At 68.0% G+C, this 12,548-nt stretch carries 6 protein-coding genes and 1 pseudogene; 1 reads left to right on the top strand and 6 read right to left on the bottom strand.

Annotation, left to right across the window (positions count from 1 at the left end; genetic code table 11):
• Positions 1-151 precede the first annotated feature (151 nt).
• Together E2F46_RS17855 and E2F46_RS17850 are read right to left on the bottom strand one after the other, a co-directional pair.
• Complete coding sequence (locus E2F46_RS17855) at positions 152-460, bottom strand: helix-turn-helix domain-containing protein (RefSeq protein WP_202935623.1); 309 nt, start codon at positions 458-460, stop codon at positions 152-154.
• Positions 461-583: 123 nt separating this feature from the next.
• Positions 584-1,030: pseudogene (locus E2F46_RS17850) on the bottom strand (type 1 glutamine amidotransferase family protein); the annotation flags it as partial.
• Between the two features lie 201 nt (positions 1,031-1,231).
• Between E2F46_RS17850 and E2F46_RS06690 the strand changes: the two are divergent.
• Positions 1,232-1,534: a putative quinol monooxygenase gene (locus tag E2F46_RS06690; RefSeq protein ID WP_007182542.1), complete on the top strand. Its 303-nt coding sequence runs from the start codon at positions 1,232-1,234 to the stop codon at positions 1,532-1,534.
• Between the two features lie 770 nt (positions 1,535-2,304).
• On the opposite strand, the gene E2F46_RS06680 is transcribed toward E2F46_RS06690, so the two are convergent.
• Genes E2F46_RS06680 through E2F46_RS06665 form a run of 4 tightly spaced genes read right to left on the bottom strand, consistent with a single transcriptional unit; the run spans position 2,305 to position 12,465 of the window.
• On the bottom strand, positions 2,305-3,657 hold the full coding sequence (locus E2F46_RS06680; protein WP_133321306.1) for a hypothetical protein: 1,353 nt from the start codon (positions 3,655-3,657) through the stop codon (positions 2,305-2,307).
• Positions 3,654-9,965: an AAA domain-containing protein gene (locus tag E2F46_RS06675; RefSeq protein WP_207949535.1), complete on the bottom strand. Its 6,312-nt coding sequence runs from the start codon at positions 9,963-9,965 to the stop codon at positions 3,654-3,656. Before E2F46_RS06675 ends, E2F46_RS06680 begins: the two co-directional genes overlap by 4 nt.
• Positions 9,965-10,636, bottom strand: a complete 672-nt coding sequence (locus tag E2F46_RS06670) for a 4Fe-4S cluster-binding domain-containing protein (protein WP_133321304.1) — start codon at positions 10,634-10,636, stop codon at positions 9,965-9,967. The genes E2F46_RS06675 and E2F46_RS06670 overlap by 1 nt, the downstream gene beginning before the upstream one ends.
• A complete protein-coding gene (locus E2F46_RS06665; protein WP_133321303.1) occupies positions 10,633-12,465 on the bottom strand; it encodes an AAA family ATPase in 1,833 nt (610 codons plus the stop codon). The genes E2F46_RS06670 and E2F46_RS06665 overlap by 4 nt, the downstream gene beginning before the upstream one ends.
• Positions 12,466-12,548: the final 83 nt, after the last annotated feature.

Below are 12,548 nucleotides of genomic sequence, written 5' to 3'. Positions count from 1 at the left end.
TACTCTGACCTTTGAAAGGTCACTGAAGACAATTTTGGCAAGGCTGGTGCTTTTGCACCCAACGCACGATGTGGTATACGCAAGTGGGCAAGCCTTTGCTTCCGACAGTTTCGCGGCTGTCTCCAGCCGTACATGCACCAAACGCCTTTGGTCATCCACCGCGTCGCAACTCCCTGACACCCCGGCCCAGCTTGCGGCGCAACAAGGCCCGCAGGGTCACCCCATCCGAGTACCCGACCTGTGCGGCGACCTGGTCGACGCTGGCGTTCCCGGTGCGCAAGAGATGGACTGCATGCTCCACGCGCAGGTCCTGGAAATACGACAGCGGTGTCTTTCCCAAAACGCTTTGCAGCCGCCGCGCCAAGGTGCGCTCGCTTGTGCCCGCAGCGCTGGCCGCCTCGGCCAGCGAGAACCCCTGCGCGAGCCGACGTCTGGCCCAGCACTCGAAGCGCTCCACCATCGGGTCGGCATGCGCAAGGTGGTCGGGAATCACGAACTCGGCTTGCGAACTGCGTGTCTCGACCAGCAGATAGCGTGCCACCAGGGCCGCCAGCGCCGGACTGCGCCCTCGGATGATGCGCAAGGCCAAGTCGACGTGGGCCAAAGCGGCACCCGCGGTGGTGAAGCGTGTCGAGTTCACGATCATGCGTGACTCGTCCAGAGTGACGTGCGGATAGCGCTGCCGAAACATCGGCCCCAGCCACCATGACGTCGTCGCACGATGCCCATCAAGCAGGCCACTCTCTGCAAGCAAGAAACTACCGGAGCAAGCGGCACCAAGGTGCGCGCCAGCGGTGGACCACTGCTGTAGCGCCGCGACCGCGTCGGGCACATCGGGGCGTGTGAGTCGAGCCGAGAGCGTGTCAGGCATCTTGTCGCCAAACGCTGGCACGAGCACGACGTCTGGTTCGGGCACACCATGCGCAGTGACCACGGGGACCGTCAAGCCTTGCGCAGTTCGGATGCGACGCCGCACGCCCACCAGCGTGAGCTCTATGTGCGCGGGAGCCTGTGGCAGCGAGCCCGCCATCGCATTGGCTAAGCCCACTGTGTCAGTGAGTGCCGCAAGCCCCAGATCAAACACGCCATCACAAACAAGGAGGTGGAGTTTCATGGCAGCAATGATATCAATGTTGTCATTATTGACAATAGAGATGTCTGTCATGAAGACTTAGACTGCAGTCTCGTCGATCCCTTCACCCACTTTTCCATTTACCCAAAGGAATACAGCATGACCAAGCTCGCCCTGTTTGTTCGCCTCGAAGCTAAACCCGGCCAGGAGGCTGCGCTTGCCGACTTCCTGGCCAGCGCACTGCCGCTCGCCAACGCCGAGTCCGGCACCACGGCCTGGTTCGCATTGAAGTTTGGCCCTTCGACGTTTGGTGTGTTCGATGCATTTGCCGATGAGGCAGGTCGCCAGGCACATCTGAACGGCCAGATCGCCGCGGCCTTGATGGCCAACGCAGCGACCTTGCTCAGTTCTCCGCCCAATATCGAGAAGGTCGAACTTCTTGCAGCCAAACTTCCTGCATGACAACTCGGCCTTGACCCAATCAGGTCACGCTGCAGGATGGGGGTCACACAGCCCTACGTGCGACCCCTCATTCGTGTGATGGCGAATGAGTTTCTCAATAGCCTCGGGTGGGACTTTCGTATGGTAGCTGTGCGCACGATACGCCTGGGAGTTATTCCCAGCGCGCAGGCCCTCCGGAAACGGTTGGATGTCATCCGATGGGCCAGGTCGTGCTGCAGCCTTCAGGACGACCTCCTGAAACTCGACAGACAACTCTCTGGCAAACGTCACTCGTGCACTTGCGTCCTCACGCCGGATCGCTGACACGATGGTTTCGGCTCTCTCGGGCGGTTACACGAAGGTGCGCTACCGCGGTCTGGCGAAGAATGGCGCACAGGTGGCCACGCTGTTCGCGTTGTCGAACCTGTGGATGGCGCGCAAGCGATTGCTGGCGATCGCAGGGAAGGTGCGTCCGCAGAGCCGAAAGAAGGCAGTTGTTCAGGTGATTGCGGCCTGAAAAGGCCTAACTCACAAGGATTCATGTGTTCGGTTCGAGGCCAGTGGATTGATTGCTGCGCATCATTCGGGCGGGGCTGTTGTTCAGAGGATCCCTAGGTCACTTTCCGATTGGGGTCGGAAGCATCCACCGAGCCGATGTCTGCTATTGGCCGGAAGCGGACAGAGAGAGATTAGAAAGATTTATCGAGGGTAGGGACGGTTGCCCAAAGCCTGAGAGATTCCTTCGATAGGACGCTCATCTGTGTCCGTCAGCATCGACCAAATCTGTCGACTCAGCTTGAATTTCTAGTGCTCGATCTAGTGGCTTCGCTGCCATCGCTATCGTCAAATTCGATCACCTTCAATGGCACCTCGCCTATAGCCAATGCCTTTTCGATGGTGAGTTCGCTGCCGCGATCGGCGAGGATGGAACGGAGGCGGGTGAATTCGCCGCACCAGATGGTTTCGATGTCGCGGTCGCGGGTGGGGTCGCGGGTGTCGGTTAGGGAGACGGGGCGGACCTGGAGGCGGCCGGTTTCGGCGCGACCGCCGACTTCGACGCCGTAGCCCGGGGTCGTGGCCTTGCGCAGGACCACGCTGCCGGCGTCGGCCCAGGCGGTCTCCATGCCTTCGCGCACTTCGTAGCCGAGGCTTGCCAGGCCTTCGAGGACGGCGCGGCGGCGGGCGATGGCGGCGCGGCGATGCAGTTCCTGCGCGATGGCATCGGTGTATTTCTGCACGAGTGCTTCCACCTGCGCCAGGTTGGGGTCGGGCGCAGCGAGGCAGGCGGCAACCTGTGCGGAGAGTTCAGTACCCGAGGTGCCGAGTAGGGTCTCCGCTTCGGCCGCGAGAGTGCGCAGGGTCGCGATGCGTTCGCGGCGTGCTTGCCAGTCGGCCGCGGTGGCGGCGAGGTCGACGACCAGGCTGTCGAGCAGCATGTTGCGGCGCGGGTCGGCGGGGTCGCGTTCGATCGCTTCAAGCCGGCGAAGGAAGGGTTCCGCGCTGGCGTCACCGTGCAAGGTCTGCAGGCGGGCGATGTGCTGGTCGATGCGGTCGAGGCGCGGTTCGCGGGCGGCGTGGTCTTCGGCGATCCAGCGGCCGGGGCGTGCGTGCTCGACCTGCAGTGCGTCGGCGAGGGCGCGCTGCGTGTCGCTCAGCGTGTCCACCGGGTTCGCCGGTGCGAGCTGCGCGAACCCGCGTGCGACGACGGCGTCGGCATCGGCGTGCGCGCTGCCCGCGGCGATCGCGCGCAGCGCATCGACCAGCGACGGATCGGCCGGCGAGGTGGCGGTCTCGAGCGCGCGCAGCAGCGTGGCGGCGTTGTCGTGCAGGTTGCGCCTGGACTGGCGTACGCGCGCGGCCTTGTCCACGGCCCGTTCCTCGCGCTCGGCGAGGTCGCGGGCGAGGAAAGCGATCTCCTCGGGCACTTCCTTCTGTAGCGCGAGCAACTGGTCGTCCTGAAGAAGTTGGCGCAGGCTGTCGTGGCGCGCACGGGTCACGGCGACCTCGGCGGCGCTGACTTCGCCGATCCGCGTGGCCTGGGCCTGCCAGCGCTCGAACGCCTGTTCGAGCCGGCGCAGATGCCCTTCGCAAATGGCGAGGATTTCCTCGCGGGTGACGATGCGGACGACTTTGGGGCCGCTCATGCCGGGTCGGCCTCGTTGAAGGGGGCGGTGGGGGTGGCATTGCCGGCCAGGGCCGTTTCGATCGCGCGTTTCAAGGCCTCGCGTTCGGCGTCGCCGTCGCGGTGCCAGCCCTGCGACGACACACGGTGTAGGTGCGGCACCGAGCGACGCAGCACGTCGCGGCGCCAGATCTCGCGCGCGCGGGCCTGCCGCAGCAGCGGATGCCGCGGGCTGTCGCATTCGATGCCGATCGCGTAGAGCTTGGTGGTCGGGTCCTCGATCGCGAAGTCGAGCCCGAAGGTGTCGCCTTCGTTGGCGGACATTGGCGTCCAGCCCAGCGATTCGATGTACGCGGCGACCGCGGCGGTGAAGCCGTCGCCCTGCGCGGCGCGGGTGGCGCGCGCCTCGCGGCGGTCGGTCTGTAGCCGGGCGAGCAAGGCGCGACTGCCGTTGAACTCGCCCGACGACACCGCGCGCGCGTACTCGAGATAGCCCTGCAGGTAGTCACGGGGACTGGCCGGCGGACGCTGCGTACCGAGCATGTCGGACACGTCGGTGATCGGCATCGAGGTGATCATCGCCACCTTCCGGCGCGCGCGGGTCACGGCGACGTTCAACCGGCGTTCGCCGCCAGTCTGCCCGAGCACGCCGAAGTTGCGACGGAACGTGCCCTGTCCGTTGCGGCCGAAGGTCGACGAGAACACGATGACGTCGCGCTCGTCACCCTGTACGTTTTCGACATTCTTGACGAACACCGACATGTCCTCGCCGGCCTCGCTGCGGTCGCGTTCCTCGACGAAGGCCTTGCGAAACACTTCGTCCTCCTCGGCGCGCAGCTCCATTCTCTCCTCGATCAGGTCCGCCTGCTTGCGGTTGAAGGTCACCACGCCCAGCGTGGGGCGGGGGGCGCCGGCGTCGCGCCACAGCTGCGCCACGTAGTCGACGACGCGGTCCGCCTCCTGCGGGTTTGTCTGTTCTTGGTAGAGGCCGTCGACGCGGATGAGTTCTAGCGGCCGCTCCGCCAGGACCTTGGCCGGCGGATGGCGGACCGGAACGTTCAGGCGATCGCCGTAGAACGCTGCGTTGGAGAACCCGATTAGCTCGCGGTACGCGGACCGGTAGTGGATCTCCAGCGTGGTCGTGGGCAGTACGCCGCGCGCGAGCTGCAGCAGGTCGGGGCAGTCCTTGATCTCGCGGCGGTTCCAGGTCTCTTCGAACTGGGCGTGGACTTCCTGTTCCGCATCCTCGTCCGGCGTCTCGCCGTCGAACAGTTCTGCCTCGTCGCTCTCTACGCGGCTGGAGAAGAACGCGGTCGGCGGCATCTGCTTCTCGTCGCCGCTGACGATGGCTACGCGGCCACGGAACAGCGTCGGCAGCGCGTACTCGACCGGCATCTGTGAGGCCTCGTCATAAATGACGGTATCGAACAGGCTCGCCTGCAGCGGCAGCACGCGGCTAGCGACGTCGGGATTCATCAGCCACACCGGGCGCAGGTGCATCAGGCCGAGGCCAGCGCCTAGTTCGAGGAACTCGCGCAGGCGCCGCGAGCGGCGTCCAGTCAGGCGAGTGACGTCTTCCCACTGCTTGCGCGTGCCTAGCAGCTCGCGGTCGATGCCGTCGGCGAGTAATTGCCGGTTGAGCTGCCGCATCTGCGCGTCAGCTTGCGCAAGCGCCGCGACCTTGGCGCTGGCCTCGTCCGGGTCGAGCAGCAGCGCCGGCTGCGTGCGTTCCATGCGCAGCTTCCAGCCGAGGCGCGCCTCGCGGTTGAGCAGGCGGCGAACCTCGGCCTCCAGCCGGTCAGTGGGCACGCAGTCCAGCACCGCCTCGTGTTCGCGCAACTGGGCGAGGAACGCGAGGTCGTCGGCGCCGAGAGCGGTCGCGCGCACGCGGAACTGCTGGTAGGCCGCTAGCTGCGGCAGCGCCTGCGCGATGTCGGCGAGCGAGGCGTGGGTGTCGTGGCCCTGGTCGATGGCGTGGCGCTGTTGCGCAACCCAGTCGGCATCAGCCCAGTCGGCGAGCCGTTGCAGGCTATCGCGGCTGTGCTGGCGCGCGGCCTGTCGCGTCAGTGCAGCCTCGGTGTCGGAGAGAAGGGCCTGCAGCGCAGGCAGCGTGCCGTCCCGCACCGCAGCCTCCAGCGGCGTGGCGCGCGGGGCTTGTGCGATGGCATCCGCGAGTGCCTTTGCCTCGCGCAGCTTGTCGAGCGTATCGGCGACCTGCGTCGCCAGTGTCGGGCCGCTGTCGGCAGTCGGTGGCGACAGCCCCAGCAACTGGCGCAGCACGCCGAACTCGCTGCGCAGCGGTCGCCATTGCGTTTCGAGTCGTGCGGCAGCGAGCAGCGCTGTGACCCGTGCAGGATCTGTCGTGCGTTCGCCGTGGCGATCAAGAAATGCGGCAACGTTGCGACGGCGAAGGATCTGCAGCGGGTTGAAGTTCGCGAACCATGACGTCGCGCGCAGTACATGCCCGGCATGCGCGACCAGGCGGTCCAGTGCAGGCGCTGGCAATGCACTCAGTGCGGGTGACCATTGCGGTGCGTGATCGGCGATCGCAGACTTCCGCAACTGGTGCTCGATCCGTTCCAGTGACGCGAGCGTGCGCGTGCCGGCGCTGTCGCCGCCGGCCGTTGCGTCGCGAAACAGCGGCAGCCATCGCGCGAGCCGGGTGCGCTGGCCTTCACTCAGCGCCAGCAGCGTACGCGCCGAGCCCTGTAGCCAGTCGCGATGTGGTGCGGGATCCTCTAGGTCGAATGCAGCGGGATGCGCCTGCAGCGCGGCGCGGCGCGCGGTCTCGGCGGCTTCGAACTTTCGCAGCGCGTGTTCGAACGACTGCAGCGTCGCTGCGTCTGCCGGGAACGGCTGCAGGTGCGACAGCGGGCTACCCTCATAGCGCGCGGGCAGCCACAGCCGCACCAGCGGTGCGCAGGCTTCCTCCAGCCGCGTCAGTCCGGCAATGTCGAGGTCGGCCAGCCGCGCTCGCAGTGCTGGGAACTCCAGCGGCGGTGTGCCTGCGTCAAGGGCGATCAGTTCGCCGAGCAGTTGTCGGTAGCTCAGCGCGGTGCGCGGATCCACCTCGTGCAGACTGGCGTGGAAGCGGTCGAGTTCGCCTTCCAGCGCCTCGATGCGCGCGGCAACGCGTTCGCGGTCGTGCCGCCACGGCGCCGCCGTGGGTTCGGACGCGAAAAGAGTTTCCAGTTGCTCGCGAACGGCGCGGATCACCGGCTCGCGGTCGCGATTGACGTCGTTGAGCATCACCACGCGGCTGCCGAGGCCTTCGGCGACCAGCCGTTTGTGCACAACTTCAAGCGCGGCGTGCTTCTGGCAGACGATCAACAGGCTGCGTTGCCGACCGATCGCGTCGGCGACCATGTTGACGATGGTCTGGCTCTTGCCGGTGCCGGGCGGGCCTTCGACCAGCAGACCCGGCGCCTGGCGCGCCTGCAGCACGGCCGCTTCCTGCGAGGGATCGCTGGGGGCGGTGAAGAAGCGCTCGCGCTCCGGTGGTGGCGTGGGCAGCTGCGCCGGGCTGGCGGTGCCGAGCCTCAGCGCGGTCTCGAGACCGGTACCGGCCGGCGCCAGCGTCTTGAGCTGGCGCAGGTCCTCGCCAAGCGCCTGGCCGAGGAAGGTCACGTGAAACAGCACCGCGGCGCAGGCAAGCTGGTCGTGGCGCGGGCGCACGTCGGTCGTGGCCGGCGGCAGTGCTTCGAGTACGCGCGTGCGCGCATCGGCCAGCACGCCGAACGCATCCATCACATCGGACGCCTTCAGCGCTGAGCGGCCGAGCAGTTCGTCGGCAATCCGTCGCCACGCCTTCAGGGCCTCGAGACCGACTAGCGCTTCCAGCGCGGGATTGAGACGGACCTCTTCGCGCTCGCTGTCGAACGCCAGCGAGGCCTGGCCGCGGGTGCCCACTTCAAGCTGAAGCTTCACCGGCCACAGCAACAGCGGCGCCACGCGGGGGCGGGTGTTGCCGCGGGCGTCGCGCGTCAGCAGGAACGGAAAGCCCAGGTGCAAGCCGTCGATGCCGGTGTCGCGCTTGTACAGCGAACTCTGCCGGTGCAGGCCGTGCAGGCGCTGTTCCATCAGCGGGTTCGCGGCGAAGGCGGCAGGATCCAGCGCGATGGTCCGCGCCTGCCGCTGCAGCAGCGCATCGAGCAGAGCCGCTGCCGGCCGTCGATCGGTGTCGAGCTCGTGCAGATCGATTCGGGCGGTGGTCTTGCCGAGCTGCATCCGCACCAGTGGCCCACGCAGCACGGTGGTGGCGACCTTCTTCTCGAAGAAATCGAGGATCTGCGACACGTACTGCTGCTTCTGCGGCTGGCGCCAGTTGTCAGCCGGCACCGCCAGCAGCACCAGCGCGCGCGCCAGCGGCATGCGCCGCTCCAACCGGAACTGGTCGGCCCAGTCGTCGAGGCGTTTCAGGCCGCAGCGTGCGAAACCGGCGATGCGTTCGTCGACGGTGCGGAACAGCGTGGGGCGATCGAGCTGCATTTGCGCACGCGCGGCGTCGGCGTCGAACCGCGGCACGTCCGCATCCTTCGCTAGCCGTGCGGCCTCGTCGAGCAACGCATCCAACGAACGGAATTGGTCGAGCGCCGCGGCGAGCAGCACGATCAGGTCCTCCTCGGCCAGCAGCCGGCGGTCGGACAAGGTGCGGATGCCGGGATGCTCGCTGTCGGGCAGCAGGCGCTGGCGTTCCTGCCACTGCGCGGCCAACAGCGCGCGCGAGGTCGACAGCAGGTAGATGCGTAGCTGCGGTTCGTCGAGCGTGATGTCGTTGTGGCCGGCGCGTTCCCGCACCAAGCCGGCGCGGGTCTTCAACCGCCACAGCCAGTTCTCGCTGCCCAGCGACTCGAGTAGGTCTGGCACCGGGCCGGTGACCAGCGCGTAGCCGTCCAGCGGATGCTCGAGCAGCCAGCCAGGCGTGACGATGCGGCCGCGGTGGATTAGCGGGATGTCGGGGTTGAGCAGTTTCAGCGCCACCATCAGGCGGAAGTCGTCTTCCAGCGTCTCGTGACGCGCGACTTGGCGCAGGCCGGCGAGCGCTTTCGGCGGCAGCCCGGTCTGCTCGGCCCAGGTGACCAGCGCGCCGCGCAGTAGGTGATCCAGCGCCTGCGGCCAGTGTTGTTCTTCCGCTGCCGCGAGCGCGAATAGCCTGGGCGTGTGGAAGCGACGCGTGCCGAGGGCGAGGGTGGCGCCGGACTCAACGTCCTGCTCGGCCTGTGCGGCGGCGGGTGCATCGACCGGTTCTCCGTCGAGCCAGCCGCGCACTTGGGGCCATTGCCAGCGCTGGTGACGGTCGCGCGCGAGCAGGCCGCGCAGCAGCAGCGCGAGTTGCGGGTCAAGGTCGTCCGGCAGCAGCACGCCGTGCGCGAGCACGTGGATCAGCCAAGCGTTGGGATGGATACCCTCGAAGCAGGCGCCCTGCGTCGCCTGCTCGAGCAGGATCATGCCTAGGCTCCACCAGTCCGACGCGGCGGCGACGCCGCCGGCGATGGCCTCCGGCGCCATGTAACGGCTGATCTCCAGCGGCGACACGATGTCGAGATCGTATTCGGATAGTCGTGCCGACCCGAACCCGCTGATCACCAGGTCCAGCGGCTCGCGTTGGCGCACCAGCAGCGTGCCGGGGCGCAGGTCGCGGTGGCGCAGCCCGGCCTCGCCGAATGCGTGCAACGCGTGGCCGAGTTCGCGTACAACGTGGCGCACCGTGTCGAGGTCGCGGACGACGACGCCCAGGCCGGCGAGGGTGCCGCCGGTGAGCTCTTCGGCGACTTCGTAGGCGCGGTCGTTCCAGCGGCCGGTGGCGATGAACTCGGGCACGTGTTCGCGCGGAAGCCGGCGAAGTACGGCGTAGATCGCCGGATCGGGTTCGGCGCCGGCGCGGTACAGAGTCAGGATCGCCTGCCGGCCGTCGTCGTGCTGCGCGAGATAGCGCTCGCGCGCGTCGTCGGTGCGGCTGATCTCGCGCAGCAGGCACCAGCCATCGATGCGGGTTTCGCCGTCGCCTGTAGCAGTGCCGGTGTCGGCGGGTGGCACGTCTTCGATGGCGGCCGTAGGTGGCGCGGTCGCCGGTTCGGCGCCGCATTCCAGACACATCAGGTCGCCGGGCTGCATCGGGTGGCCGTTACCGCAACGCGGCGCGTCGGCATCAATTGTGGGCGTGGAATCTGCCTGCACCGCCTCGCGCGTCACCACCGGCTGCGGCCGCCAGCCGGGGGCGTGGATCAGTTCGCCGGCCAGATCCCAGTCGCAGGCGCGCCCCTGCACCGTGCCTTCGCAGAACAGCTCGTGCAGCGGCCGCTCGGTCTCGCAGTTGGGGCAGAAGCGCATCACGCGTGCGGCGCTCCACGCGCGTCGCGCGTCGAGACGTCGGCGCTCACCTGCAGGCGGTGACCCTGGTCGCGCAGCAGGTCGCGCAGACGCAGCAGGTCGTCGCGGCGCGGGATGCCCGCCATCCACACGCTGCCGTCGTCGTCGAGCATTAGGTCCAGCACCTTGTCCTCCGGCCGCAGCGGGCGCTCGAAGGCCGCGAAGCGTGCGCGCCCCAGCGCGGTGAGCAGGCTCAGCCGCTGGTTGTCGCTGCCGCGCAGCGCGCGGGTCTGCGGCTGGTGCTGCGCAAACGGATCGGAGATCAGCGCATCGATCAGGCCGTCGGCACGCGCCAGCAACGGCGCCAGCCGTTCCAGTGAATGGCCGCTGTAGACGAGGACGTCGACGTCGGTGCGTTGCCGCAGCGCCGCCAGCAGTGCGAGCAGCGCGTCCGGCTGGTCGAAGGGTTCGCCGCCGGAGATCGTCACGCCGTCGGCGTCGGCGAGCCACGGCTGCACCCGGTCCAGCAATTCGGCGACGGTGGTGCGGCCGCGTCCCGATCCCCAGGTGTCGGCGGAGATGCAGCCCGGGCAACGGATGCTGCAGCCCTGGAACCAGACGCCCAGTCGGCGCCCGGGCCCGAGTGCGGTCACCGGAAAATGCACCCGCGACAGGTCGAGCGTCGCGCTCAAGCGGCCACCAGCCGCAGGTCCTCCGGCGACAGCTCGGCGATGGCGAAGCGCTGGCCCGGCTGCGCGTCCTGGTCGAACAGCGCGCGCGCCAGCGGGTTGATCAGGTAGGCCTCAAGCTGGTTGCGGATGCCGCGGCCGCCGTTGGACAGGTCGGCCAGGCACAGCGCGCGCAGGGCGTCGCGCGCGGGCGCCGCGAGCGAGACCTCCAACTGTTGCTCGCGCAGGTCGCCGAGCGTGGCGTCGACCATCTGCTCGAAGATTTGGGCGGCGACGTCTTCGCGGATGAAGTCGAATACGATGATGTTCTCGCCGATGCGGTTGAGGATCTCCGGACGATTCAGCACCAGCTTGAAGTGGCGCTCGATCTCGCTGCCGACCTTGCGCTGCACGTCCTCGAACGGATCGGACGGCAGCACGTTGGCCACGCGCGCGCCGGTCTCGTCGCTGCGGTAGATGCCGAGGTTCGAGGTGAACACGATCAGCGCCTCGGAGAAATAGACGCGGTCGCCGCGCCCCGAGGTCAGCACGCCGTCGTCGAGGATCTGCAGGAACTTGTCGAGGATGCGCGGGTGCGCCTTCTCGATCTCGTCGAACAGGACCACGCTGAAGGGCTTCTCGCGGATCGCGTTGGTCAGCTCGCCGCCGACGTCGTAGCCGACGTAGCCGGGCGGGGCGCCGATCAGGCGCTGGTCGGAATGCTCGGCGCTGAACTCCGACATGTCGAAGCGGATGTAGGCGCTCTCGTCGCCGAACAGCAGGCTGGTGACGGTCTTGGCCAGCTCGGTCTTGCCGACGCCGGTGGGCCCGGCTAGGAAGGCGACGCCGCGCGGACGGTTGCCCTTGCGGCTGGCGCCGACGCCAGTCATCGCGCGCTTGACCAAGTCGAGCATGTGCGTGACCGCGTGCGTCTGGCCCTTGACCCGGCGCTGGATGAAGCCGTCGGCCTCGCGGATCCGGCCGCGATCGATCTTCAACCACGGATCCTCGGTGACGCCGACCTTGTAGCGGCGCACCGCGTCGCCGATGCGCGCCATCGGCACGCCTTCGACCCGCGCCAGCTGCGCGATCGCGTTGAGGTCGAGCAGCAGCAGGCCCTCGGTGCCGTCGACGAAGGCGTCGGTGGCCTGCTGCAGTGCCTCCGCATCGGCATCGCGCCCGCCTTCGAGGCCGCGCAGCAGGCTGGCCGCGATCGCGCGGCGCGCCGGCAGGTCGGGTTTGGACACGGGAATGTGGCGCAGCCGCGGGTTGTCGACCAGCAACCAGTCTGGCAGGTCGCCCTCCTTGTCGACGATCCACAACACGGTGTTGAAGAACGGCTTGCGCGTCTCGCCGGCGGGACGCGCGCGCGCCTGGTGCGACAGCACCAGCGCTTGGGTGAACAAGCGATGCTCGGCGGCGCTCAGACCTTCGTTGCGCACGACCAGGCGCGACGCGAAGTCGACGACCAGCGCGACCGGATCGCCGTTGCGGTCGACGAGGCGCGGCAGCGTCTCGCCAAGCAGGTCAGGGCCGGCGACGGCTGCGCCTTCGACCGGCGTCAGCCCCAGTTCGCGCAGCAGTACCTCGCCGTCGGCGGCGTCGGCACCGGGCCGTGCCAACACCCGGAATCCCGCACGCGGATCCCACGCAACGACTTGGCCGTAGCCGGCGTCGAGCAGCGCATCGCGCAGGTGCACCAAGAATGCCTGCGGCGTGACCACGCCCGGCGACACTTCGCTGGCCTGCAGGTCGCCGACATTGCCCGACAACACGAACTGGCTCTTCAGCGGCAGGAAGCGCAGGAGGTCACGAAGCCACCGCGGCTTCTGGAAGGCGGCGGTCGATGACACGGCGGAGGTCCCCTATCACGTCCGACTGGGCCCTAGGATAACCGCATCTGGCCACACTCCCCAGATGTCAGGGGCGTGCTGCG

Origin of the sequence: Luteimonas aestuarii (assembly GCF_004357985.1) — a bacterium.
In the GTDB taxonomy this organism is placed as follows: Bacteria; Pseudomonadota; Gammaproteobacteria; order Xanthomonadales; family Xanthomonadaceae; genus Luteimonas; species Luteimonas aestuarii.
The sequence above is the reverse complement of the archived record's forward strand: the minus strand, read 5'-3'. Positions and strand labels throughout refer to the sequence as shown.

Excerpts from the sequence above, each read along its gene's own strand:
- E2F46_RS06680 (WP_133321306.1), bottom strand. The coding sequence starts at position 3,657 with ATGAGCGGCCCCAAAGTCGTCCGCATCGTCACCCGCGAGGAAATCCTC.
- E2F46_RS06675 (WP_207949535.1), bottom strand. The coding sequence starts at position 9,965 with ATGCGCTTCTGCCCCAACTGCGAGACCGAGCGGCCGCTGCACGAGCTG.
- E2F46_RS06690 (WP_007182542.1), top strand. The coding sequence starts at position 1,232 with ATGACCAAGCTCGCCCTGTTTGTTCGCCTCGAAGCTAAACCCGGCCAG.
- E2F46_RS17855 (WP_202935623.1), bottom strand. The coding sequence starts at position 460 with ATGGTGGAGCGCTTCGAGTGCTGGGCCAGACGTCGGCTCGCGCAGGGG.